We start from the raw sequence: 24599 nt of genomic DNA, 5'->3' as shown, positions 1-24599 counted from the left end.
CTTCCATGAATGAACTGATTACATCGAGCGCTGCCGTCCTGGCAGACAAGCTCGCCGCCGGCGAGGTATCCGCCGTCGAGGTCACGCAGGCCCACCTGGACCGCATCTCCGAGGTGGACGGCGCCGTCAACGCCTTCCTCCACGTGAACACCGACGAAGCGCTGCAGGTTGCGGCCGACGTCGACAAGGCGCGCGCCGCCGGCGAATCGCTGCACACCTTGGCCGGCGTGCCGATCGCCATCAAGGACCTCATTGTCACCAAGGGCCAGCCCACCACGGCCGGCTCCAAGATGCTTGAGGGCTGGATGAGCCCGTACGACGCCACGGTGATCACCCGGATCCGTGCCGCCCGCATGCCGATGCTCGGCAAGACCAACCTGGACGAATTCGCCATGGGTTCCTCCACCGAGCACTCCGCCTACGGCCCCACCCGCAACCCGTGGGACCTGGACCGCATCCCCGGCGGTTCCGGCGGCGGTTCCGCAGCCGCCGTCGCCGCCTTCGAGGCTCCGCTGGCGCTGGGCACCGACACCGGCGGATCCATCCGCCAGCCGGCCGCCGTCACCGGTTCCGTGGGCGTCAAGCCCACCTACGGCGGGGTTTCCCGCTACGGCGCCATTGCCATGGCCTCCTCGCTGGACCAGATCGGCCCGGTATCGCGCACCGTTCTGGACGCTGCACTGCTGCAGGAAGTCATCGGCGGACACGACCCCCGCGACTCCACGTCGCTGCCGGATCCCGTGGGCAACCTCGTGGAAGCTGCCCGCAACGGCAGCGTCGCCGGGATGCGCATCGGCATCGTCAAGGAACTGCAGGGCGAAGGCTACGAAGCAGGCGTCCTGGCCCGTTTCTCCGAATCCCTGGAACTGCTCAAGGATGCCGGCGCGGAAATCGTTGAGGTTTCCTGCCCCAACTTCAAGTACGCGCTGGGCGCCTACTACCTGATCATGCCGTCCGAGGCTTCCTCGAACCTGGCCAAGTACGACGGCGTCCGGTACGGCATGCGTGCCCTGCCCGCTGACGGCCCCATGACCATCGAACGGGTCATGGCCGCCACCCGCGCCGCCGGTTTCGGCGACGAGGTCAAGCGCCGCATCATCCTGGGCACCTACGCCCTGTCCGCCGGTTACTACGACGCCTACTACGGCTCGGCCCAGAAGGTGCGCACCCTGATCCAGCGCGACTTCAACGCCGCGTTCGCCAAGGCTGACGTGCTGATCTCCCCGACCTCGCCCAACACTGCGTTCAAGCTGGGGGAGAAGCTGGACGATCCGCTGGCCATGTACCTGAATGACGTTGCCACCATCCCGGCCAACATGGCCGGCGTTCCGGGCATCTCCATTCCCGGCGGCCTGGCTGACGGACTGCCCGTGGGTATCCAGTTCCTGGCTCCGGTCCGGGAAGATGCCCGCCTGTACCGCGCCGGTGCCGCTCTCGAGGCCCTGCTGGAAAAGAAGTGGGGCGGCCCGCTGCTGGCCTCTGCACCCGTACTCGGAGGAGTCAAGTAATGTCTGTGCACATCCAGGACGACACCCTGTCCTTCGAAGAGGCCATGGAGAAGTATGATCCGGTGCTCGGTTTTGAGGTCCATGTGGAGCTCAGCACCAACACCAAGATGTTCTCCGATGCGCCCAACGTCTTCGGCGACGAGCCCAACACCAACGTCACGCCGGTGTGCCTGGGCATGCCCGGCGTCCTGCCCGTGGTGAACAAGACCGCCGTGGAATACTCGATCCTGATCGGCCTGGCGCTGAACTGCAAGATCGCCGAATCCTGCACCTTCGCCCGGAAGCAGTACTTCTACCCGGACACGCCCAAGAACTTCCAGACCTCGCAGTACGAAGATCCGATTGCGTACGACGGCTACCTGGATATCGAGCTGGAAGACGGGACCGTGTTCCGCGTCGAGATCGAGCGCGCGCACATGGAGGAAGACGCCGGCAAGCTCACCCACATGGGCGGCGCGGCCGGCCGCATCCAGGGCGCCGACTTCTCTCTGGTGGATTACAACCGCTCCGGCGTTCCGCTGGTGGAAATTGTCACCAAGCCCATTGAAGGTGCCGGTTCCCGTGCACCCGAACTGGCCAAGGCCTACGTGGCGGCAATCCGCGAGATCGTGAAGAACCTGGGCGTTTCCGACGCCAAGATGGAACGAGGCAACGTCCGCTGCGATGCCAACGTGTCGCTGCGGCCGTACGGCCAGGAAAAGTTCGGCACGCGCTCGGAAACCAAGAACGTGAACTCGCTGCGCGCCGTCGAACGCGCCGTCCGCTTCGAGATCCAGCGCCATGCTGCCGTTCTGGACTCCGGCAACAAGATTGTCCAGGAGACCCGGCACTGGCACGAGGACACCCGCTCGACGACGTCAGGCCGGCCCAAGTCCGACGCCGATGACTACCGCTACTTCCCGGAGCCCGATCTGGTTCCCGTTGTCACCACGCCGGAATGGATCGAGGAGCTGCGCTCCCGCCTCCCCGAGCCGCCCGCAGAGCGCCGCAAGCGCCTGCAGGCGGACTGGGGCTACTCGGATGCCGAGTTCCGCGACGTCGTCAACGCCGGCGTCATGGACTCCATCGAGGAAACCGTCGCCGCCGGCGCCTCCGCACAGGTGGCCCGCAAGTGGTGGATGGGTGAAGTGTCCCGCCGCGCCAAGGAAGCCGAAGTGGATCCCACCGAGGTGGGCGTGACGCCCGAACTGATCGTGGAGCTTGACCGCCTGATCCAGGCCGGCAAGATCAACGACAAGCTGGCCCGCCAGGTCCTCGACGGCGTCCTCGCCGGAGAAGGCACCCCGGAGGAAGTCATCGACGCCCGCGGCCTGGCCGTGGTGTCCGACGACGGCCCCCTGCTCGAAGCCATCGATGCCGCCCTGGCAGCCCAGCCCGACGTCGCGGACAAGATCCGCGGCGGCAAGGTCCAGGCTGTCGGCGCCATTGTTGGCGGCGTCATGAAGGCCACCCGCGGGCAGGCCGACGCAGGCCGCGTCCGCGAGCTGATCCTGGAACGCCTCGGCGTGCAGGGCTAATCACCGCAGCGCTAACCGCTATAACATTGCCGGCTCCGGGATTCCCGGGGCCGGCAGTGCTTTAACCGGACGCCGCTTGGGAGCAGACGCCGGACTTGGACGGACTGTAGGGTTCTGGCATGGCCAACCATCCCGCGGCAGAAATCTTTGTGGATGTTGATCTGGTGCAGCGGCTGCTGCGCGAACAGCATCCCTCCCTGGCTGACGAGCCGCTGTTCCCGGTCGCCAACGGCTGGGACAACTACATTTTCCGGCTCGGAACCGACCACGCCGTTCGGCTTCCCCGGCGGCTCTCGGCAGCGCAGCTGGCGGCCAACGAGCAGCAGTGGCTCCCGGGACTGACCGGCAACCTCCCGGTGGCGACCTCAGCGCCCGTCCTGGCCGGCCGGCCCTCCGAAGCATTTCCCTGGCCCTGGAACATCACCCGCTGGTTCGACGGGGTGGAGGTTTCCCTGCAGCCGAGGGATCGAAACACGGCGCTGGCCCATCAGCTGGCAGGGTTCCTGAACGCTTTCCATCAGCCTGCCCCGCCGGGCTTCCCCTACAACGCGGTGCGGGGCGTACCCCTGGAGGAACGCAATGACGCGGTGAGGGACCGGCTGGCCAGCGGCATGGTGCCGCATGCGGCCCGGGTCCGTGAACTCTGGGAGGCCGGCCTCAAGCTCCCGGCCTGGCCAGGCCCGGCACTGTGGCTCCACGGTGACCTGCATCCGGCAAACCTCGTGGGCACCGCAGACGGCAGCACCCTGCAGGCCGTCATCGATTTCGGCGACCTGACCGCCGGAGACCCGGCCACCGACCTCGCAGCGGCGTGGCTGGTCTTTGATCAAAACGGGCGCAGTGCCTTCCGGGCATCCCTGGGAAGCCAGTACGACGGCGATCCGTACGTCTGGGCCCGCGCGCAGGCCTGGGCTGTCTGCATGGCCTCAGCTCTGCTGTCCAACTCCGACGACCATCCGGGCATGTACCTGCTGGGCTCGGAAACCCTGATGGAGATTCTCACCGACGTGCCGGACTGGCTGTGACAGGGATATCCGGTCTGGATAAAAAGGAGAATGCGGTGGAGTGTGATGTTTTGGTGGTCGGCGGAGGAATCGCCGGGCTGTCGCTGGCCTCGGCACTGGCCGGCCGGACCGGCGTCCTGGTGGTGGAGGCGGAGGAGACGCTGGGATTCCACACCTCGTCCCGTTCTGCGCGCCAGCTCATTCCCAGTTACGGCCCGCCGGTCATCCAGGACCTGACCATCCGGACCCTGGCGCTGATCCGGGCACTGGAAGTCCATTTGCCGGAGCCGGTCCTCACCCCGCGCAGTTTTGTCCTGGTGGGCAGCGAAGAAACCGTACGGGACCGGGCCAGCGGCCACATGCACCCCATCACGCCTGCGCAGCTGCAGGCGCTGGCCCCGGAGCTGAAGCAGGACCGCTTTCCCGCCGCCGGCCTGGATACCTCCTCCGTTGCCTGCAACACCGATGCGCTCATGGAGTACCACCGGGAGCGCATCCTGGACCGCGGCGGCAGCATCCGGACCGGTTCACCGGTTCACCGTGCTGTGTTCGAGGACGGTAGGTGGAGGACTGAGGCGGGACAGGCGAGCATCCGGTCCAGGACAGTCGTCAACGCCGCCGGGGCCTGGGCCGACGAGCTGGCAACCCTCTACGGTGCCCGGCCGCGCGGACTGCAGCCCTACCGCCGCACCGTCGCCGTCGTCGACGCCGAGAATCCGCCGGCCGACGGCGCTCCCATGGTGGCCGCTGCCGACGAGTCCTTCTATTACCGTCCCGAAGGAAGCCGGGTCCTGATTTCGCCGTCGGAGAGTGTTCCCAGTGATCCGATGGATGCCAAGCCGCTGCCCGATGACGTGGCCGCCCTGGTGGAGCTGGTCAATTCAGTCACGACGCTGGGCATTACCGGGATGGCAAAATCCTGGACCGGGCTGCGGACCCAGGCCGCTGACGGCCTGCCGGTGGTGGGGTACGACGACGTCGTCCCGGGCTTCTTCTGGCTTGCGGGACAGGGCGGTTACGGGTTCCAAACTTCATCCGGAATTGCCGAACTTGGTGCTGTGCTCGTGCTCGGCCAGGGGCAGGATTTACCGGCTGCTGAAGCGCTCAGCCCGGCCCGGCTCACGTTATGACTAATATCACACTCACGGTTGTATAACGAATCGCTCCGGGCTGGTGGGAATGGTCTTTTTTTCGGGCCCGGGTGCCTAGAGTTGGAGAATAAACCCAGGCGGTCGTTCTCCTCTTTTTTGATCCGCCTTTTGCTTTGAAAGGTCTGTCCCAGTGCCAGATATATTGCCGCCACAGCTGGTTGGCGTGCAGCAGCGTTCCCTCTACATAAAAGCCCGAACCGTGCTCACTGTTATTTCCTGCCTGTGGCTGCTGATGGCAATAACGGGGATCGGATTCTTTTCCGGCGGAACCACATCCCTGGCCTTTTCCCTGACCCTTCTTTACGGCACCGGCATCGCGCTGATCGTGGTGCTTGCGGCAACCTACCGGTACGTCCAGAAATTCCTGCTGCAGCGGGCTGAGCGAACCCAGGAGCACACAGCGGCGGTGGCACTTGTTGATACGGCCCGTTCCGCCACCCAGGAATTCCGGGCGGCCCTGCGGCCCCCGGCGGCAACCGGACGGTATGCCCCCGCGGTCCGCAATGTCGGTCCGGGAGTGCCGATGACCGACGCTGTGGCAGCGGCACGCAGGGCCGCCGTGGCAGAGTCCGTGGCCCAGGCTGTTGCTGCCGCCCAGGCGGCGGCAGTGCGCCCGCCCCTTCAGGAAAACCCTGAACCGAACAAAGTTCAGCAGAAGAACCCTGAACCGAAGAAACCTCAGCAGAAGAGCCGCGAACAGAAGACCAGCGGCACGGCCGCTTCCGAACCGAAGGCGTCTGCGGCCAAGCGCCCCAGGCTGGTCCTGGCGTCCAGCAGCGTCCCGCAGGATGTCCAAAAAGTGCGTCAGGCACCCGGCTGCCAAAAAGCTTCTTGACCTGCGTGTTTACCCGCAGGATAGGCACTCAGGAAGTTGCCAGCTTTCCTACAGTTCCCGCCCAGCCGGTGTGACTACTGTTGGAGATACCTCATAAGGGTGCGAGTGATGAATGGATAGAGTAGTGACCTATCCGGCGCCGGCAGACTAGGGATGTTCCCCCAACTTCCCCACACAGTCTGCCGGCGCTTTTCTTTTGCCCAAAATCAGGACCCCTTTGAAAGTTACTTGCGCCATGAAGACCGGGTGTGAATACTATTTGCAGACCATCTCGGGCATCTGATCTCACAGGGGAGACTTCAATGAAGAAGACTGACGGATGCCCTGCTGCAGCATGTTCCCGCTCACCGCGGTGAAGGGATGAGCATCCCGGCGCTGGCCCCGGACCCGGCGGTGCTTGAAGCAGTCAACGGAGTCATCGTCCCCGGCTTCTTCGGCACCGAGCTGCCCCGGTGGCTCGCCGCCGCCCTGGACGAAGGCCTTGCGGGTGTTGTCTACTTCGGCCAGAACATCTCCGAAGACACCGCGGCGCTCTCGGCCTCCGTCCGTTCCCACCGTCCCAACGCACTCATCGCCATCGATGAGGAGGGCGGTACTGTGACCCGCCTGGAAGCGGTCCATGGTTCCACCATCCCCGGCCCGGCACAGCTGGGCCGGGTGAACGACGTCGGACTCAGCACCGCTGCAGGTGCGGCGATTGCCGCCCGCGCCCGTGCCGCCGGCGTCAACCTCGTCCTTGGGCCGGTTGCCGACGTGAACACGAACCCCGCCAACCCGGTCATTGGGGTGCGGTCCTTCGGAGCCGAGGCTCCCGCCGTCGCCGTCCATACTGCGGCAACGGTTCGCGGGATCCAGGCATCCGGGGATATCGCCGCCTGCGCCAAGCACTTCCCCGGGCACGGGGACACCCACTCCGACTCCCACCTTGACCTGCCGGAGCTGGACATGGGAGCCGCCGAAATTGAAGACCTCCACTTTGAGCCGTTCCGCGCGGCGATCGGTGCCGGTGTCCGGACCATCATGACGGCGCATATCCGGGTTCCGGCGTGGGGCCAGGCGCCGGCGACCCTTAATCCGCTGATCCTGGGCAAGCTCCGCGCCCTGGGGTTTGAGGGCGTCATCATCACGGATGCGCTGGACATGGCGGCCGTCCGCGAAAGCGTGGGCGCCGGACCAGGTGCCGTCGCGGCAATCCGGGCCGGCGCGGATCTGCTGTGCGTCGGCAATCCCCGGACCAACCCCGGCACCACGGGGGAGCCCGACGCCGATTACTCCGACTACCAGGAGGTGCGGAATGCGCTGCTCGCGTCCGTCGCTTCGGGCGAGCTCGACCTGGACCTGCTGCAGCGCGCAGCCGCCCGCGTCCGATCGCTGGCGGACGGTCTGGAAGCGGCCCGGACCCTGTCCAAGCCGCAGACCTCTGGTCCGGGCGCAGGTTCGGGGCTGACCACGGAGCCTGAACCGGACTGGGCAGCCGAAGTGGCTCCCGGAATGGAAATACAGGGCAGCCCGGCACGGCACGGTTCGCGCATTTCCCTGCTTGATCTGCGGGCCCGGGCAACCATCGCCGTGGCTTCGGAGTCCGATGCCTTCCGGCGGGCCTTCGCGGCCCGCCGGGAGCTGGACCCGGCCCTGTCTGCGGCTGCTCTTCCGGAGGGCCTGGGGCAGGCAGGCGCAGATACCGACGTCGTTGTCCTGGTGGACCGCATCGGGGTTCCGGGAAGCCAGCGGGAGGCACTGGAGCAGATCGAGGCGATCCGCCCGGACGCCGTCGTCGTCAATGTGGGCGTGGCCCCGGGCACCGGATACCGTTGCCGGCTGGACCGCATTGATGCTTTGGCCAGTTCCGCGCTGAGCGCCGGCATTGCGGCCGGGCTCATCTGCGCGGAGGGCACCGCATGATCATCGTGTCGCTGCAGTCGGGCACGAGCGCGGACGGCATCGACGTGGCTGTGGTGGAAGCGGCTACGAGCGGTGATCCGCTGGCTCCGGATGTCGCCCTGGCTCCGCTGTTGACCCGCACGGTGGACTGGGCGCCTGAACTGCAGGCCCGGATCCTGGCCTACGCCGACGGCGCGGCCCTGGACGCGGGAGCGCACACCGCCCTCACGACCGCCCTCGGGCAGGGCTTCGCTGCGGCAGCGGCCGCGGCGATCACCGACTGCGGTGCTGTGCCGGACCTGGTGGTCTCGCACGGACAGACGGTGTTCCACTGGGTCGAGGAAGGCCGGGCGCGCGGAACGCTCCAGCTGGGCGAGCCCGCGTGGATCGCTGAGGCGGCCGGCTGCCCGGTCCTGTCCAACCTGCGGGCCGCGGACATTGCTGCCGGCGGCCAGGGGGCTCCGCTCATGGGACTGTTCGACGCAGCATTCTTTGATCCCGCCGACCGGACCGCCACCCTGAACCTCGGCGGCATCGCGAACCTGCAGATTCTGCGCGGCGACGGTTCTGCGCTCGCCTTCGACACCGGCCCGGCCAACGTCCTCCTGGACGCGGCCGTGGCGCAGCAGACGGGCGGCGCCCTGGGCTTTGACCGTGACGGAACACTTGCGGCTGCCGGTACAGTGCACGACGGCGTACTGGCGGCGCTGCTGGAACACCCGTTTCTGCAGCGGCCGGCGCCCAAGAGCACCGGCCGCGAAACCTTCACCCTGGCCGGCGTGCTCGCCGCCGAGGAAACCGCCGGAGTGCGGCTGGACCTTCCCGACCGGCTGGCAACCCTGACCCGGTTTACGGCAGCCACAGTCGCTGCTGCCCTGCGGAACCATGGTCCCGAGGTCCGTTCGGTGGTCGCCTCCGGCGGCGGCGTGCGGAACCCCAGCCTGCTGCGCGAGCTCTCAGCCGCCCTGGCCGTCGACGGCGTGAGCCTGCGGACCAGCGACGAGTTGGGCATCAACCCCGATTTCAAGGAGTCCCTGCTGTTCGCCTTCCTGGGCTTCTGCTCATGGCACCGTGTACCGGTAAGCCTGAACCGGGGAACCGCCCGGATCGCCGGTACCATCAGCCCGGGGCCGCTCGGACTCACCCTGCCGGCACCGTTGAACGGCATCGGCCGGCTGACCATGATTCCGCCATCAACCCGGAGAGCACAGTGCTGACACAACCCCGCCGCCTGGCGGTAGACCTGGGAAAAACCTCCTGCCGCATTCGGCTCTTCGATGCCGGCGGGATCATCGCGGAAGAGAGCGGGCCGGGTGCTCCCGGCCTGGCCGACTTTGACGGCGCGGCCAAGTCCGCCCACGCCATCCGCACCGTACTGAACCGCTTCTCCCCGGAGAACCGCGCGGAGATCGAGGGCGTAGGCATTGGCGCGGCAGGCGTCGAGGCAGCCCGTACCGCGGCTCAGGACTTTGTGGCCCGGGTGCGCGCCTTCACCGGAGCACCGGTGGCCCTGATCAACGACGCCCTGGCCGCGCACGCCGGCGCCTTCGACGGCGGCGCGGGAGTCATCCTCATCATCGGAACCGGGGCCATCGCCTACGCCGTGGCGGAAGACGGCAAAACCCGCCAGATTGACGGCTGGGGGCCGTGGCTGGGGGACGAGGGAAGCGGCCGCTGGATCGGACAGGAAGGCCTGCTGGCGGCGCTGCGTCATTTCGACGGCCGCGGGGCGCCCACAGCCCTGACCCTTCGCGCCGCCGACCTGGTCGGTGACCTGGCGGCCATGCCGGCGTGGGTGGGAGCCGAAAGGAACCCTGCCCGCCGGCTGGGCCGCTTCGCCCCTGACGTACTGGACACCGCCGCCGGCGGCGATCCCGTCGCCCGGGACATCGTGAGCCGGGCGTGCGCCGCCCTTGCCGCCACGGCCCGCGCTGCCGGATCCCCGGAGCTGGCGGTGTGGGGCGGCGTCGCCGGGCATCCGTATTTCTCCGCGGAGCTGACGGCGACGTTCGCCGCAGCGGGCATCACCATCATCCCGTCGCGCGGGGACGCCCTGGACGGAGCAGCGCTCATCATCACCCGCACCGATCTGGGCTACGAAGAAAGGATCATCCGTGGATAACGCGAACCGAACCGAGGACCGTGCGCACCTGCGCGATTTCCTCGGCACCCTGCCGACCGAAACGGCGGGCGAGCGTTATCCGGACCTCGATCTGCTCACCGATGACGAATTTGTGCACGCCATGATTGACAGCGAACGTGCGGTGGCCGACGCCGTCGCCGCCCAGGCTGCCCCGATTACGGCAGCGCTCAACGGGATTGTCGCGGGCATGGCCCGCGGCGGCCGACTCATCTACATGGGCGCCGGTACCGCCGGACGCATGGGAATCCTGGACGCGAGCGAGGCCCCGCCCACCTTTGGGATCAGCGACGACGTCATTATCGGCCGGATCGCCGGCGGTGCCGGGGCCATCCGCATCGCCGTCGAAAATGCCGAGGACGACGCCGGTTCCGGAGCCGGTGACGTAGATGCACTGGAGCTGGGACCCGATGACACCCTGGTGGGCATCTCCGCCTCGGGGCGGACTCCGTACGTGATCGGTGCACTGCACCGGGCCCGGGAGCGCGGCGCCTTCACCGTGGCGCACTCCTGCAACCCGAATTCAGCAATCGGGGCTGCGGCGCATGTGGCCATTGAAACAGAGGTTGGCCCCGAGCTTCTCACCGGCTCAACCCGGCTCAAAGCAGGTTCCGCGCAGAAGCTTGTGCTCAACACCATCAGCACCGGTGCCATGGTTCGGGCCGGCAAGGTTTACCGTAACTTTATGGTTGACCTCCGGGCTACGAATGAAAAGCTGCGCGCCCGCAGCGAGCGCACCGTTATCCTCGCCACCGGGGCCGAGCCCTGCGACGCCGCTGCTGCGCTTGAGGCCAGCGGAGGCTGGGTCAAGGCAGCCATCCTGGCGATCGAGGCCGGCATTCCCGCCGCCGACGCCGTTGCTGCGCTCCAGGCCAACGGCGGCTTCCTGCGCACCGCAATCTCCGAAGCGACCGCACGCTGATGCGCGCACTCACTCGGATCCAGGGTTCACTGGACCGGTTCAGCACCGCCGAGGCCAAGGTGGCCAGTGCGATTCTGGCCGATCCGCACATCGTCGTCGACAACCCCATCAACCGGGTGGCCGAACTCTGCGGCACCTCGGCGGCCACGGTGGCCCGGTTCTGCCAGAGCCTGGGCTACTCCGGGTACCGCGAATTCCGGTTCGACCTGGTGGGAACCACCAGCCGGGACCAGGCGGATCTTGACCGCTCCAACGTGTCCACCGGGGACATTGATCCGGCGGACACCGTGGCCGACGTCGCCGCAAAAGTACTCTTCCAGGAGACCCAGGCCATTGAGCACACCCTCCGGGAGCTGGACCTTGAGGCCGTTGACCGGGCCCGGGACGCACTGGTGCAGGCGCCGGATGTGGTTATTGCCGGGTTTGGTTCCTCCGGCCTGACGGCGCATGACCTCAACATGAAACTGCAACGCATTGGCCGGCGCAGCTCCCATCACGCGGACGTGCACCTTGCCCTGTCTTCAACTGCCCTGCTGCGCCCGGGCGGCGTGTTCATTGCCGTGTCCCACTCCGGCGTCACCCCGGAAGTCCTCGGCCTGCTGCGCGAGGCCCGGCGCACCGGTGCCACAACCGTGGGCATCACCAACGACTCCGGATCTCCGCTGGCGGAGATGTGCGACATCCTGCTGACCACGCAGGCACGCGAGCATGCGTTCCGTTCCGGAGCGACGGCGAGCCGGACCGCTCAGCTTGCCGTGGTCGACGTGCTTTTTGTGCGGCTGGCGCAGAGCCTGTTCGACACCGTGAACGACGCCCTCAGCCGCACGCGGGAAGCGGTGATCCGGCAGCGTTCGAACCCGGAGTTCCCCCGCCGCGACCGGACCGGCAGCCAGAGCTCCGTTCAGTCCGTGCGGAAATCCGGGAACTCCCCGGTGGCATCGGACGAGGACGCCTCAACGCCGGCGACGCTGCCCGGAGCGGCCGGGGACTCCAGCCACTGAAGCAGGCTGTCCAGATCCGCCGGGGAGCCCTCCGCCACCACCTGCACCGAGCCGTCGTTCCGGTTGGAAACCACCCCGGTGAGGCCGAGGCGGGTGGCCTGCTGCAGGGTGCGGTAGCGGAAGCCCACCGCCTGCACTTCGCCGGTGATCCGGGCCGTCAGGCGGCGGGCGGGGGAGCTGGAATCCGTAGGCGTCATGGGCCCTAGAGTAGCGGCCCGTCCAGCGCCGAGTCAGCAGCAGCGAGCAGGGAACCGTCCGCCACGGCCACTCTGCAGGCCTCAATCTCCGGTGCCAGGTACCGGTCCGGACCCGGTCCCGGCACCACTTCACGCAGGGCCGCCCGCACCGCGGTGACTGCCGGGGCACTGCGGGAGGTGGAGACACCGCCGTCGCGCATGTCCAGTGCCCGGGCGGCGGTCAGCACCTCGATGGCCAGGACCCGCGTCAGGCCGTCAATCGCGCGGCGCAGCTTCAGTCCGGCGGCCCAGCCCATCGATACGTGGTCTTCCTGCATTGCCGAGGACGGGATGGAATCCACGGACGCCGGAACGGCCAGCCGCTTGAGCTCGGAGACGATCCCGGCCTGCGTGTACTGGGCGATCATGTGCCCGGAATCGACTCCCGGGTCAAAGGCCAGGAACGCGTTGAGGCCGTGGCTGCGGGAACGGTCCAGGAAACGGTCCGTGCGGCGTTCGCTCATGGAGGCGACGTCGGCGACGGCGATGGCCAGGAAGTCCAGCACGTAGCCCACCGGGGCGCCGTGGAAATTTCCGTTGGATTCCAGCCGGCCGTCCAGGGTGACCACCGGGTTGTCGATCGCCGACGCCCGCTCGCAGGCGGCCACGTTCTCGGCATGGAGCAGCGTGGACCGGGCGGCGCCGTGGACGGAGGGAACGCAGCGCAGTGAATAGGCGTCCTGCACCCGGGTGAATCCGCCCGTTTTGTGCTCCTCAATCAGCGCTGATCCGGCCAGCACAGCCCGGACGTTGGCGGCAGATTCGGCCTGTCCGGGCTGGGGCCGCAGCGCCTGCAGATCCGCCGCAAACACCGCGTCGCTGCCCAGCAGGCCCTCCACGCTCATGGCCGCGGCGAGGTCGGCAGTGGAGAGCAGCAGATGCAGGTCAGCAATCGCCAGCGTGAGCATGCCCAGCATTCCGTCGGTGCCGTTGATCAGGGCCAGGCCCTCCTTTTCCTGCAGTTCCACCGGTTCCAGCCCGGCAGCTGCGAGCGCTGCAGCGGCCGGCACCCGTTCGCCGTCGGCCGTGCGGACTTCGCCTTCACCCATCAGGGCCAGCGCACAGTGGGACAGGGGAGCAAGGTCACCGGAGCAGCCCAGCGACCCGTATTCGCCCACCACCGGGGTGATGCCCGCGTTGAGCAGCCCGGCATAGGCCTTGGCCACTTCAGGGCGCACACCGGTGCGTCCGGTGGCGAGGGTGGAGAGCCGGTTGAGCATCAGGGCCCGCACCACCTCCGTGTCCACTTCCGCGCCCGACGACGCCGCGTGGCTGCGGATCAGCGAGCGCTGCAGCTGCCGGCGCTGTTCGGGAATGATTTGCTTGACAGCCAGCGCCCCGAAACCGGTGGACACGCCGTAGTGCGGCTTCTCATCGGCGGCGAGCTCTTCGATCACGGCGCGCGAGGTGCGCATCGCGGAGATTGCCTCGGATGCGAGCGCGACGGAAGCGCCGTGCCGGGCGACGGCGACAATATCCTCCGGCGCCAGGGCGCCGGTTCCAAGCTCGACGGCGGTGCGGGGAGTCTGCAGGGTTTCCATCGTCCTATCTGAGCACGGCAACGGCGGCGTGCCCTAGCCGGTGGCCGATTCCGTTTCTGGGATCCCAGACTGCACTCCAGACTGCACTAGGATCTGCATATGCCAGAGAGCTATTCCAAGGTGCAGGTTCCTGCCGCCGCGCAGGTCCTGTCCATCCTGCGTTACCTGGGGAAGCAGGCCGGACCGGTCAGTGCCACTGCCATTGCGCGGGACCTGGCACTGCCGCGTTCCACGACTTATCACCTGCTTGCCGCCCTCGTCTCGGACGGCTTTGCCGTACATTTGCCGGAGGAGCGCAAATACGCACTGGGTGCAACGGCACACGAGCTCGGCACCGGGTATGCCCGGCAGGCACCGCTGCAGCGCATCGGACGCTATCCGCTGCGGAATCTGGTGGAACGTACGAGGCTGACCGCGCATCTGGCCGTGCTGCAGGGCACCGACGTGATTTACGTGATTGAGGAACGCGCCCCCCGCCAGCTGCCGCTGGTGACCGACGCCGGCATCCGGCTTCCGGCGCACCGCACTGCCAGCGGGCGCGCCCTGCTGGCGACAATGACCGACGCGCAGCTGCACGCGCTTTATCCGGATCCGGCGTCGATGAGGTCCGGCCGCGCCGGACCGGCTTTGGCCACCCTGCTGGATCAGGTGCGGGAGCTTGGTTATGCGTGGGAGGAAAACGAAGTAACCGACGGCTTCTCCTCTCTTTCAGTGCCCGTCCTGGACCGGTCCGGACGAACCATCGCCAGCGTGACGCTGACGGCGCCGAATGACCTCGTGTCCGGTTTCCCGGCGGGACCGGGAGGACGAAAGATTGGTGAGTTTGCAGGCCGGTGGCTGCCCGAGCTGGCCAGGTGTGCCGCGGAAATCTCCCGCCGGCTGGGCGTGCAGTCCGGGACAGGACACTTAACCAAAGTGTCATAGAGCGTTCTACGAGGGCGCGGATTGCCCGGGCGGTACCCCGCCTCATGGATGATCGGACAGTCCTCGTCTGGGATACCAGACACTGTGACCGTGTTCACGTTCGGGAAACACGGCGCAGTTACGGTCGGAACATGGCTACTATCTCCGATCCCTCCCGCAGCATCCGCGCCGCCCGCGGCACCTCCCTGACCGCCAAGAGCTGGCAGACCGAAGCGCCGCTGCGCATGCTCATGAACAACCTGGACCCGGAGGTTGCTGAACGCCCCGAGGACCTGGTGGTCTACGGCGGCACCGGCCGGGCAGCCCGCAGCTGGGAGGCCTATGACGCGATCACCCGTACGCTGGCCACCCTGGAGGATGACGAAACACTGCTGGTGCAGTCCGGCAAACCTGTGGGCGTGTTCCGCACGAACGAGTGGGCGCCGCGGGTGCTGCTTGCGAACTCCAACCTGGTGGGGGACTGGGCCACCTGGCCGGAGTTCCGCCGGCTGGAGGCCGAGGGTCTGATGATGTACGGGCAGATGACCGCCGGCTCCTGGATCTATATCGGCACGCAGGGCATCCTGCAGGGCACCTACGAGACCTTCGGCGCCGTCGCTCGGAAGCTGTTCAGCGACGAGAACGCCACCCTGGCCGGCACCCTGACCCTGACCGGCGGCTGCGGCGGCATGGGCGGCGCGCAGCCGCTGGCCGTGACCCTCAACGGGGGAGCGGTGCTGATTGTGGACGTTGACGAAACCCGGCTGCGGCGCCGCGCCGGCAAGCGCTACCTGCATGAGGTCGAAACCGACCTGGACACCGCCGTCGCCAAGGTCATGGCCGCGAAGGCGGAGAAGCGTGCGCTCTCAGTGGGCCTGGTGGGCAATGCCGCCGAGGTCTTCGAAGAACTGCTGCGCCGGCAGCTGGCCGGGGACATCACCGTGGATATCGTCACCGACCAGACTTCGGCCCATGATCCGCTGAGCTACCTGCCGGCAGGTATCCCTGTTCAGGACTGGAAGGCGGAAGCCGCCGCCGATCCAGAAGGATTCACTAAGAAGTCCCGCGACTCCATGGCCCGCCAGGTTGCGGCCATGGTGGGCTTCCAGGATGCCGGTGCGGAGGTGTTCGACTACGGCAACTCCATCCGCGACGAAGCCCGCCAGGGCGGCTATGACCGCGCCTTCGAGTTCCCCGGCTTTGTCCCGGCTTACATCCGCCCGCTCTTCTGCGAAGGCATGGGTCCGTTCCGCTGGGTTGCCCTCTCCGGCGATCCGCAGGACATCGCCGTCACTGACGCGGCCATCAAGGAGCTCTTCCCGGAGAACACGCGCCTGCACCGCTGGCTCGACGCCGCGGCGGAACACGTGGAGTTTGAGGGGCTGCCGGCCCGGATCTGCTGGCTGGGCTACGGCGACCGGGCCAAGGCAGGGCTGCTGTTCAACCGGCTAGTGGCCGAGGGCAAGGTCAGCGCACCGATCGTGATCGGTCGCGACCACCTCGATTCCGGTTCCGTGGCCTCGCCCTACCGGGAAACCGAAGCCATGGCCGACGGCTCCGACGCGGTCGCAGACTGGCCGCTGCTCAACGCGATGCTGAATACCGCCTCCGGGGCCACCTGGGTCTCGATCCACCACGGCGGCGGCGTCGGCATCGGCCGCTCCATCCACGCCGGCCAGGTATCGGTGGCCGACGGAACCGAGCTGGCTGCCCGGAAGCTGGAGCGGCTCCTGACCAATGACCCGGGCACCGGCGTGATCCGCCACGCCGACGCCGGTTATCAGCGGGCCACCGACGTCGCCGCCGAGCGCGGCGTCCGCATTCCGATGAAAGAGTAAGGGGATCCCCGTGGAAGCCTCCAATCACAGCTCCGGCAGCGCAGCAGCCCCAGCACCGGCTGACGCATCAGGCACGCGGGCCGGCGTGTGGCGGTTCTTTGTCTACAGCGGCATCGGCATCTTCATGTTCTTCATTCCGATCACCCTCGGGGGTAAAAACACTATCCCGCTGGACCACCTGGTCACCTGGATCACCACCGGGCTGGGCGGGCTGACCCGGTACGTCGCCCTCGCGCTGATCCTTGCCGGAACCGTGTATCCGTTCGCCAGCGGACGGTGGCGGGAATCCCCGCTGAAGCGGTCCTTCGCGCTGCTGAACATCCTTGGACTCATCGCCGGGACCATGCTGGTCTTCGGCGTCGGGCCGCAGTGGTTCTTTGATCCGGACCTGGGACCGTTCCTGTACGACAAGCTGGTCATTCCGGTGGGCTTTATTGTCCCCATCGGCGCCATCTTCCTGGCCCTGCTGGTGGGCTACGGCCTGATGGAGTTCACCGGTGTGATGGTTCAGCGGGTGATGCGTCCCGTGTGGCGGACGCCGGGGCGTTCGGCGGTCGACGCTGTCGCCTCCTTCGTGGGCAGCTATTCGCTGGGCCTGCTGATCACGGACCGGGTGTACCAGAGCGGGCGGTATACGGCCCGCGAGGCGTCCATCATCGCCACGGGTTTTTCCACGGTGTCAGTGACCTTCATGCTGATCGTCGCGAAAACCCTGGACATCATGCACCTGTGGCTGCCGTACTTCTTCCTCACCTTTGCCGTCACCTTTCTGGTCACGGCCATTACGGTGCGGATCCCGCCGCTCAGCCGCATCCCGGATGACTACTTTCCGGGTTCGACGCCCCAGCCTGAAACGCAGGTTGCCGGCAACCGGGCAGCAACGGCATGGAACGAGGCCGTATCCGCCCTGCAGACTGCCCCGCGGCTGGGTCGGAACATCCTGGACAACATCCGCGACGGCGTGCTCATGTCCATGGCCATCCTGCCCTCCATCATGTCCGTGGGTCTGATCGGACTGCTGCTGGCCCGCTTCACCCCCGTCTTCGACTGGCTCGGCTACCTCTTTTATCCGCTCACCCTGGTGCTCCAGCTGCCGGATCCGATGCTGGCCGCCAAGGCCTCTGCCGTCGGCATCGCCGAGATGTTCCTGCCCGCCACCGTGGTGGCCGGGCATGAGTCCGAGGTCCTGCGGCTGGTCATCGCCGTCGTCTGTGTTTCGGCGATCATCTTCTTCTCAGCGCTGGTGCCGTGCATCCTGGCCACCCGGATTCCGATCAAGGTGTGGCACCTGGTGGTCATCTGGGCCGAGCGCGTGGCGCTGAGCCTGATCATCACGACGCCGGTGGCATTCCTGCTGGTGGGAACATAGACATGGTGAACACAACAACCGTCACCAGCCTCATGTCCGCCATCACCGGCACCGGCCGCGACAGCCGCCGCGGCGGTTACTCCCGTCCGGTCTATTCGACGGCAGAACTGGACCTGCGCGAGTGGTTCACCGCCGAAGCGGGTCGACGTGGGCTTGCCGTGGAAACGGACGCCAACGGCATCCTCTGGGCCTGGTGGGACCTGCCCGCGGATTCTGCAGCGGGCATCGACGGGACGTCCGGCCAACCGGAGCGCCGCGGCGCGCTGGTCACCGGATCCCACCTGGATTCCGTGCCCGGCGGCGGTGCCTTCGACGGACCGCTCGGAGTGGCCAGTGCCCTGGCGGCGGTGGATCTCCTGCAGGCGCGCGAAAAGGAAGGCAGCCTCGTCCGCAACCGGGCCCTCGCCGTCGCCGTGTTCCCGGAAGAGGAAGGCTCGCGTTTCGGCGTCGCCTGCCTCGGCTCGCGGCTGCTGGCCGGCACCATCGATCCGGCCAAGGCACTGTCCCTGCGCGACGCTGACGGCAACACCTTTGCCGACGTCGCCCGCGCCAACGGACTGAACCCTGACCTGATGGGACGTGATGACGCGGCCCTGGGCCGCATCGGCGACTTTGTGGAACTGCATGTGGAGCAGGGCCGCGGCCTGAACACCGAGGACTACACAGATGCCGCCGGCCGGGGTCCGGTCGTGGCGGTGGGCGGGTCCGTGCTGGGCCACGGCCGGTGGCGCTTTTCCATCACGGGGCAGGGCAACCACGCCGGAACCACCCTGATGGCGGACCGCGCCGATCCCATGGTCGCGGCCGCGCAGCTGATCGTCGCGGTCCGTCAGGCAGCCGCAGCCCAGTCCGGTGCCCGCGCCACCGTGGGCCGGCTGGAACCGGTTCCCGGCGGCACCAATGTCATCGCCTCCCGGGTGGACCTGTGGCTGGATGTCCGCCACCCCGAGGACGCCGTCACGGCCGCCCTGGTGGAGAAGATCCACGGGCAGGCTCAAAAGATCGCTGCATTTGAAGGCTGCACGGTGCACATGACCGAGGAATCCTATTCCGGCACCGTCTCCTTCGATGCTGCCCTGCAGCGTTCACTCGAGCAGTCGGTCGCCCGGACCGTGCCCGGGGCTCCCGTGCTGGCAACCGGTGCAGGGCACGACGCCGGGGTGCTGGCCGCCCGGGTGCCCACCGGCATGCTCTTTGTCCGCAACCCCACCGGGATCAGCCACTCGCCCGAAGAATACGTGGAGGACGCCGACGCCGAGGCCGGGGCCGCCGCGCTCGCGGACGTGCTGGAGGACCTGCTGTGACGGCGCCTCAACCGGTCCAGGCTCTCTGGTGCGAGCAGGGCTGGCTGAACGGAGCCGTGAAGGACGGGATCCGGCTGGAGGTCGACGACGCCGGAACCGTCCTCTCGGCAACGCCCGGCACCGCGCCGCAGCCGGGTGACACGCAGCTTTCCGGGGTTACGTTTCCTGCGGCGTCGAACGCCCACTCCCATGCCTTCCACCGGATGCTGCGCGGCCGCACGCACGACGCCGGCCCCGGCAGCTTCTGGACCTGGCGCGAGCAGATGTACGGGGCCGCCGCCGCCCTGACCCCGGACCTGTACGAGCAGCTCGCCACTGCGGTGTTCGCGGAAATGGTGGTCACCGGCTGGACGTCCGTTGCCGAGTTCCACTATGTCCACCATCAGTCCGACGGCAGCGCTTACGTGCAGGAACATGCCATGGAACGGGCGCTGGCGCGGGCCGCCGTCGCGGCCGGCATCCGGCTGACCCTGCTGGACACCTGCTACCTGGCCGGCGGGTTCGACGCGCCGCTCACTGCCGGCCAGCTGCGCTTCGGAGACCGCGACGCCGCCGCCTGGCTGCAGCGGCTGGCCTCCCTCCGCACGGCGCTGGCCGAGGAGTTCGATCCGGCGCAGGTCAGCGTGGGAGCGGCCCTGCACTCGGTGCGCGGTGTTCCCGAAGCCGCTCTGGCGCTGATTGCCGCGAACCTCCCCGCGGACCTGCCGCTGCACATCCATCTCTCCGAGCAGCCCGCCGAAAACGAAGCCTGCCTGGACGCCACCGGACTTACCCCGGCCCAGCTGCTGGCCAGGCACGGCCTGGTCACCCGGCGGCTCTCCGCAGTCCACGCCACCCATCTGAGCCCTGAAGACATCGAGGTCCTCGGAGAAGCCGGGGCAACCGTGGTTCTGTGCCCCACCACGGAGGCGGACCTGGCCGACGGCATCGGCCCCGCAGCAGAGCTGCGCGCTGCCGGTGCACGGCTGGCGCTGGGCACCGACCAGCACGCCGTCGTCGATCCCTGGCTGGAGATGCGGGCGCTGGAACACGGCGAACGCCTGCGCTCGGGGGAACGCGGCCGGTTTGCCCCCGCGGATCTGCACGCCGCCGTCTCAGCTGCCGGGGCAGCCGCTCAGGGACGGCCGGACTCGGGGCTGACGGTCGGGAACGTCTGTGACCTCATGTCGGTCAACCCCGCCAGCCTCCGCACCGCCGGTGCACGCCCCGCCCAGTTGGCCTTTGCCGCCACCGCCGCGGATGTGCACACCGTCGTCGTCGGCGGACGCATCCTCGCCCGGAACGGACAGCACACGCTGCTCGGGGATCCGGCCGCACTGCTGTCGGCGGCCATTGGCGCCGTTGACTCCTCCCGCAACCCAACGCCCGCCACTCCAACGGAAGTTCCATGAGCACACCGGCTGCACTCCCGGCATCAACACTGATCACCAACATCGGCGAACTCTCCACCCAGGACGCGTCCCGGGGGCCGGTGGGCTCCGTGCTGCGGGACGCCGCCGTGGTGTTCGAGGGCGAGCGGATCAGCTGGATCGGCGCGGCGTCCGAGGCGCCGGCCGCCGATCGAATGGTCGACGCCGGCGGCCGGGCGGGATTGCCCGGCTGGGTGGATTCACACACCCATCTGGTCTTCGCCGGGGACCGCAGCGCGGAATTCGAAGCTCGGATGGCGGGGGAGTCCTACACCGCCGGCGGCATCGCGGTCACCACCGAAGCCACCCGGGCCGCCTCGGATTACGATCTGACCCGGCTGCTGCTGGCACGCGCCGCCGAGGCGGCAGCCGGCGGCACCACCTATCTGGAGACCAAAACCGGGTACGGGCTAACGGTGGAGGAAGAGCGGAGGCACGCGCGCATCGCCTCCACCGTGGCCAACCAGGTGACATTCCTGGGCGCCCATCTGGTCCCGGCCGGCGCTGATGCCGACGAGTACACGGATCTGGTGTCCAGCGAGATGCTCGAAGCCGTGCTGCCGTACGTGCAGTGGGCGGATGTCTTCTGCGAGCGGGGTGCCTTCTCCGAGGAACAGTCGCGCCGGGTGCTGCAGGCATGCCGGGATGCGGGCCTCGGGCTGCGGGTGCACGGCAACCAGCTGGGCCACGGGGCCGGGGTGCGCCTGGCCGTGGAGTTCGCAGCGGCCAGCGTGGACCATGTGAATTTTCTGACCGACGACGACGTCGATGCCCTCGCGGGCACGTGGGCCGGGTGGAAGCCGGACACGACCGGTGCTGCCGGTGCTGACGGTGCTGACATTCCGGGAACCGGTGTTCCCGGAACGGTCGCCACGTGCCTGCCGGCCTGCGACCTGTCCACCCGGGCGCCGCTGGCTCCGGCGCGGAAGCTGCTGGACGCCGGAGTGCAGGTGGCGCTCGCCTCCAACTGCAATCCCGGAACATCCTTCACCAGTTCCATGAGTTTCTGTGTGGCCACCGCGGTGCTGCAGATGGAACTGACGGTTCAGGAGGCCATCCGGGCCGCGACCTTCGGCGGTGCACTCGCGCTGCGCGTGCACACCGGGGAGGACCGGAACGGGCACCGGGCGGTGGGCTCGCTCGCCGTCGGGCACCGTGCGGACCTGCAGCTGCTCAACGCGCCCTCGGCCGCACACCTGGCCTACCGGCCGGGGATGCCGCTGACCGGGGCCGTGTGGCGGGCCGGACAGCAGCTGGGCCTGGCTGCCCGGTAGCGGGCCGCCGCCCGTGCCCCATCTGACTCCGGTGCCCCATCAGCCTCCGCCAAACGTGTGGTGCCCGCCATATCCTGCACAATGGTAGGCATGCGTGCTGCCTACCCCTCCGTTCCCGCCGAGTCCCTTGATCCCCGGGCGCGGAAGATGCTGGTTTTTGAAATCCTGATTGTGCTGGGACTGTCCCTGGGCAAATCCGGCGTCTACGCCGTCGTCGAACTCATCGAGAAAGCGACCCAGGCACCGCTGGGGGACCAGACCACCACGCTGAACCCGGTGCTGGACGAGAGCCCGTGGTTTGACCTGACCTATCAGCTGCTCGGAATCTTCTTCTCCCTGCTGCCGGTGGCGCTGGTGCTGTTCCTGCTGACCGAGCCGGGGAAGAGCGCGTTCCGGCGGATCGGCTTCACATTTGAGAAACCGCTGCGCGACTTTGGGCTGGGCGTGGCACTGGCAGCGGTGATCGGCGTCGGAACCCTGGGCGTGTATGCCGCCGGGCGGGCGCTGGGCATCACCACCGCGCTGGTACCCACGGCGCTGGACACCTACTGGTGGACGCTGCCGGTGCTGATCCTCTCCGCCGTGCGGCACGCGGTGCTGGAGGAAGTCATTGTGGTGGGGTACCTGTTCCTGCGGCTGCGGCAGCTGGGCTGGGGAACACCGGCGATCATCCTCACCAGCGCCCTGATCCGGGCCAGCTACCACCTCTACCAGGGGATCGGTCCGGGGATCGGCAACTTCCTGATGGGACTGCTGTTCGGCTACGCGTACGTCAAAACGCGCCGGGTCATGCCGCTGGTCATTGCCCATGCCCTGGTGGACATCGCCGGGTTTGTCGGTTTTGCCCTGTTCGGTTCCGCCATCGGCATCGGCAACTGATGTCCGTCCGCACCACTCAAGGAGAATGCTGCCCGTGACACTTTCAACCCCGTGGGGAGCGGAACTGGATCCGACCTCCGTGCTGCAGGAATATCCCCGTCCCCAGCTGGTCCGGGACAGTTACCTGAACCTGAACGGATACTGGCAGTACGCCATCACCTCCACCCGGCAGTCCGCAATCCCCGCCGACGATGACTGGGACGGGCAGATCCTGGTGCCGTTCTCGCCCGAAGCGCCTCTGTCCGGCGTCGGCCGCCAGCTCCAGCCCCAGCAGGTCCTGTGGTACCGGCGCACGGTCGTGCTGCCGGCGGGGTTTGCCGGCGAGCGGGTGCTGCTGCACTTCGGCGCGGTGGACCAGAGCTGCACGGTCACCCTCAACGGCACGGAGGTAGGCGGGCACGACGGCGGCTACCTGCCCTTCTCCCTGGACGTCACCAATGCGCTGGTTCCCGGCGCCGAGCAGGACCTCGTGGTCCGGGTACGCGACATCAGCGACACCGGTTATCACAGCCGCGGCAAGCAAACCCTGGACCGCGGCGGCATTTGGTACACGGCGCAGTCGGGCATCTGGCAGACGGTGTGGCTGGAGTCGGTGCCGCGGACGAGCATCTCGCAGCTGGTCCTGGTGCCGGATCTGGACTCCGTGTCGGTGACGGTGCTGCTGGATGAAGCTGGCGACGGCGGGCGCGTGCGGGGAGCTGCCGACGGCGGCGGCGACCTGTCCGCGGTGATTACCGTGTCCGCGGACGGACGCACTGTGGCGGACGCCGTCGTCGTACCCGGACAGGCGACCCGCATTCCGGTGCCGGAACCGCGCCTGTGGACGCCGGAGGATCCGTTTCTGTATGACGTGGACGTGCGGCTGGTTTCCGGCGGCCGGGACATCGACAGTGTCCGCAGCTATACCGGACTGCGGACCTTCGGCACGGGACCGGATGCGGCCGGCCGGACGCGGCTGCTGCTCAACGGTGTGCCGTACTTCCATGCCGGGCTGCTGGACCAGGGGTACTGGCCGGACGGGTTGTATACGGCGCCGTCGGATGAGGCTCTGGCCTATGACATCCAGACGGCCAAGGAGCTGGGCTTCACCATGCTGCGCAAGCACATCAAGGTGGAGCCGCTGCGCTGGTATTACCACTGCGACCGGCTCGGCATGCTGGTGTGGCAGGACCTGGTCAACGGCGGCCGGAGCTACCGGCACTCCGTGGTCACGGCCCCTGCCGTGGGAGTGCCGCACCGCGATGACAGCGATTACGTTGCCTTTGGCCGCGCCGATGAAGAAGGCCGGGCGGAGTTCCTGGAGGAGCTGCGGGAAACGGTGGATCTGCTGCGCAACTGCACCTCGCTGGCCGTGTGGGTTCCGTTCAATGAGGGGTGGGGCCAATTCGACGCCAACGCTGCCGCTGAGATGCTTCGCTCGCTGGATCCTACGCGCAGCATTGACCATGCCAGCGGATGGCATGACCAGGGCGGCGGAGACCTCAAGAGCGTGCACGTCTATTTCGTTCCCTTTGTGCTCCGGAACGGGTGGCTGCGGGACGGGCGTGCCGTTGCATTGTCCGAATACGGCGGTTATAGCCTGCGGCTGGAGGGTCACACGTTCAACGAGAAGGAATTCGGTTACCGGCGCTTCAAGACCCGGGAAGCCCTGCGGCGGGCGTGGATCAAGCTGCACCGGCACCAGATCGAGCCGGCGGTGGCACGGGGTTTGGCTGCAACCGTCTACACGCAGCTCACCGATGTGGAGGACGAAGTCAACGGGCTGCTCACCTATGACCGGCGGGTGGTGAAGATCGACCCCGCCACGGTGCGCGAGACCAACGCCCGGCTGATCCGGGCCGCCTGCAGCTCCATTTAGGGGAACCCGGTCACTTTGGGATAATCCGG

Annotated in this window: 20 protein-coding genes; 18 read left to right on the top strand and 2 right to left on the bottom strand. The window is 67.9% G+C overall.

Features of this window, described 5'->3' with window-relative positions; translation table 11 throughout:
• Positions 1–5 precede the first annotated feature (5 nt).
• The 10 genes from gatA (at position 6) to AC4D2Q_RS07220 (ending at position 11959) form a co-directional block, all read left to right on the top strand.
• A complete protein-coding gene (gatA, locus tag AC4D2Q_RS07265; protein WP_490927237.1) occupies positions 6–1508 on the top strand; it encodes an Asp-tRNA(Asn)/Glu-tRNA(Gln) amidotransferase subunit GatA in 1503 nt (500 codons plus the stop codon).
• The gene (gene gatB, locus AC4D2Q_RS07260; protein ID WP_490945844.1) at positions 1508–3025 is read left to right on the top strand and encodes an Asp-tRNA(Asn)/Glu-tRNA(Gln) amidotransferase subunit GatB; all 1518 of its coding nucleotides are present in this window, start codon (positions 1508–1510) and stop codon (positions 3023–3025) included. Before gatA ends, gatB begins: the two co-directional genes overlap by 1 nt.
• A gap of 119 nt (positions 3026–3144) precedes the next feature.
• Positions 3145–4050: an aminoglycoside phosphotransferase family protein gene (locus tag AC4D2Q_RS07255; RefSeq protein ID WP_490945843.1), complete on the top strand. Its 906-nt coding sequence runs from the start codon at positions 3145–3147 to the stop codon at positions 4048–4050.
• A gap of 35 nt (positions 4051–4085) precedes the next feature.
• A complete protein-coding gene (locus AC4D2Q_RS07250) occupies positions 4086–5159 on the top strand; it encodes an NAD(P)/FAD-dependent oxidoreductase (protein ID WP_490945842.1) in 1074 nt (357 codons plus the stop codon).
• 220 nt (positions 5160–5379) lie between these two features.
• Positions 5380–6015, top strand: coding sequence for a hypothetical protein (locus AC4D2Q_RS07245; protein WP_490945841.1), 636 nt, complete (start codon positions 5380–5382; stop codon positions 6013–6015).
• Between the two features lie 360 nt (positions 6016–6375).
• Positions 6376–7917: a glycoside hydrolase family 3 N-terminal domain-containing protein gene (locus tag AC4D2Q_RS07240; protein ID WP_490945840.1), complete on the top strand. Its 1542-nt coding sequence runs from the start codon at positions 6376–6378 to the stop codon at positions 7915–7917.
• The gene (locus AC4D2Q_RS07235; protein ID WP_490945839.1) at positions 7914–9113 is read left to right on the top strand and encodes an anhydro-N-acetylmuramic acid kinase; all 1200 of its coding nucleotides are present in this window, start codon (positions 7914–7916) and stop codon (positions 9111–9113) included. Before AC4D2Q_RS07240 ends, AC4D2Q_RS07235 begins: the two co-directional genes overlap by 4 nt.
• A complete protein-coding gene (locus tag AC4D2Q_RS07230; protein WP_490945838.1) occupies positions 9107–10018 on the top strand; it encodes an N-acetylglucosamine kinase in 912 nt (303 codons plus the stop codon). Before AC4D2Q_RS07235 ends, AC4D2Q_RS07230 begins: the two co-directional genes overlap by 7 nt.
• Positions 10011–10958 (top strand): N-acetylmuramic acid 6-phosphate etherase, encoded by a 948-nt coding sequence (murQ, locus tag AC4D2Q_RS07225; protein WP_490945837.1) that lies wholly within the window; start codon positions 10011–10013, stop codon positions 10956–10958. The genes AC4D2Q_RS07230 and murQ overlap by 8 nt, the downstream gene beginning before the upstream one ends.
• Positions 10958–11959: a MurR/RpiR family transcriptional regulator gene (locus AC4D2Q_RS07220; RefSeq protein WP_490945836.1), complete on the top strand. Its 1002-nt coding sequence runs from the start codon at positions 10958–10960 to the stop codon at positions 11957–11959. Before murQ ends, AC4D2Q_RS07220 begins: the two co-directional genes overlap by 1 nt.
• On the opposite strand, the gene AC4D2Q_RS07215 is transcribed toward AC4D2Q_RS07220, so the two are convergent.
• On the bottom strand, positions 11860–12156 hold the full coding sequence (locus AC4D2Q_RS07215; protein ID WP_490945835.1) for an acylphosphatase: 297 nt from the start codon (positions 12154–12156) through the stop codon (positions 11860–11862). The two genes, AC4D2Q_RS07220 and AC4D2Q_RS07215, sit on opposite strands and share 100 nt — an antisense overlap.
• 5 nt (positions 12157–12161) lie before the next feature.
• Positions 12162–13736 carry a histidine ammonia-lyase gene (gene hutH, locus AC4D2Q_RS07210; RefSeq protein WP_490927248.1) on the bottom strand — a complete coding sequence of 525 codons (1575 nt, stop codon included), beginning with the start codon at positions 13734–13736 and terminating at the stop codon, positions 12162–12164.
• Positions 13737–13835: 99 nt separating this feature from the next.
• Between hutH and AC4D2Q_RS07205 the strand changes: the two genes are divergently transcribed.
• From AC4D2Q_RS07205 to AC4D2Q_RS07170, 8 genes are all read left to right on the top strand, one after another.
• Complete coding sequence (locus AC4D2Q_RS07205) at positions 13836–14660, top strand: IclR family transcriptional regulator (RefSeq protein WP_490945834.1); 825 nt, start codon at positions 13836–13838, stop codon at positions 14658–14660.
• 131 nt (positions 14661–14791) lie between these two features.
• The gene (gene hutU, locus AC4D2Q_RS07200) at positions 14792–16477 is read left to right on the top strand and encodes a urocanate hydratase (RefSeq protein ID WP_490945833.1); all 1686 of its coding nucleotides are present in this window, start codon (positions 14792–14794) and stop codon (positions 16475–16477) included.
• 4 nt (positions 16478–16481) lie between these two features.
• On the top strand, positions 16482–17846 hold the full coding sequence (locus tag AC4D2Q_RS07195; RefSeq protein ID WP_490946212.1) for a YjiH family protein: 1365 nt from the start codon (positions 16482–16484) through the stop codon (positions 17844–17846).
• A gap of 2 nt (positions 17847–17848) precedes the next feature.
• Positions 17849–19150, top strand: a complete 1302-nt coding sequence (locus tag AC4D2Q_RS07190) for an allantoate amidohydrolase (RefSeq protein WP_490945832.1) — start codon at positions 17849–17851, stop codon at positions 19148–19150.
• A complete protein-coding gene (locus tag AC4D2Q_RS07185; protein WP_490945831.1) occupies positions 19147–20541 on the top strand; it encodes a formimidoylglutamate deiminase in 1395 nt (464 codons plus the stop codon). The genes AC4D2Q_RS07190 and AC4D2Q_RS07185 overlap by 4 nt, the downstream gene beginning before the upstream one ends.
• Entirely contained in the window at positions 20538–21833 is a 1296-nt protein-coding gene (locus tag AC4D2Q_RS07180) for an amidohydrolase family protein (protein WP_490945830.1), read from the top strand. Before AC4D2Q_RS07185 ends, AC4D2Q_RS07180 begins: the two co-directional genes overlap by 4 nt.
• Before the next feature lie 90 nt (positions 21834–21923).
• Positions 21924–22712, top strand: coding sequence for a CPBP family intramembrane glutamic endopeptidase (locus AC4D2Q_RS07175; protein WP_490945829.1), 789 nt, complete (start codon positions 21924–21926; stop codon positions 22710–22712).
• A gap of 34 nt (positions 22713–22746) precedes the next feature.
• Positions 22747–24570, top strand: a complete 1824-nt coding sequence (locus AC4D2Q_RS07170) for a glycoside hydrolase family 2 protein (protein WP_490945828.1) — start codon at positions 22747–22749, stop codon at positions 24568–24570.
• Positions 24571–24599: the final 29 nt, after the last annotated feature.

It is taken from the genome of Arthrobacter sp. TJ-178, from assembly GCF_058269275.1.
This window is presented reverse-complemented; position numbering and strand designations above follow the sequence as displayed.

Bases quoted from the DNA above. Each gene is read 5' to 3' on its own strand.
- AC4D2Q_RS07175 (WP_490945829.1), top strand. From the start codon at position 21,924: ATGCGTGCTGCCTACCCCTCCGTTCCCGCCGAGTCCCTTGATCCCCGG.
- gatB (WP_490945844.1), top strand. From the start codon at position 1,508: ATGTCTGTGCACATCCAGGACGACACCCTGTCCTTCGAAGAGGCCATG.
- AC4D2Q_RS07235 (WP_490945839.1), top strand. From the start codon at position 7,914: ATGATCATCGTGTCGCTGCAGTCGGGCACGAGCGCGGACGGCATCGAC.
- AC4D2Q_RS07190 (WP_490945832.1), top strand. From the start codon at position 17,849: ATGGTGAACACAACAACCGTCACCAGCCTCATGTCCGCCATCACCGGC.
- AC4D2Q_RS07205 (WP_490945834.1), top strand. From the start codon at position 13,836: ATGCCAGAGAGCTATTCCAAGGTGCAGGTTCCTGCCGCCGCGCAGGTC.
- AC4D2Q_RS07180 (WP_490945830.1), top strand. From the start codon at position 20,538: ATGAGCACACCGGCTGCACTCCCGGCATCAACACTGATCACCAACATC.
- gatA (WP_490927237.1), top strand. From the start codon at position 6: ATGAATGAACTGATTACATCGAGCGCTGCCGTCCTGGCAGACAAGCTC.
- AC4D2Q_RS07215 (WP_490945835.1), bottom strand. From the start codon at position 12,156: ATGACGCCTACGGATTCCAGCTCCCCCGCCCGCCGCCTGACGGCCCGG.
- AC4D2Q_RS07240 (WP_490945840.1), top strand. From the start codon at position 6,376: ATGAGCATCCCGGCGCTGGCCCCGGACCCGGCGGTGCTTGAAGCAGTC.
- AC4D2Q_RS07255 (WP_490945843.1), top strand. From the start codon at position 3,145: ATGGCCAACCATCCCGCGGCAGAAATCTTTGTGGATGTTGATCTGGTG.
- AC4D2Q_RS07220 (WP_490945836.1), top strand. From the start codon at position 10,958: ATGCGCGCACTCACTCGGATCCAGGGTTCACTGGACCGGTTCAGCACC.
- hutU (WP_490945833.1), top strand. From the start codon at position 14,792: ATGGCTACTATCTCCGATCCCTCCCGCAGCATCCGCGCCGCCCGCGGC.
- hutH (WP_490927248.1), bottom strand. From the start codon at position 13,736: ATGGAAACCCTGCAGACTCCCCGCACCGCCGTCGAGCTTGGAACCGGC.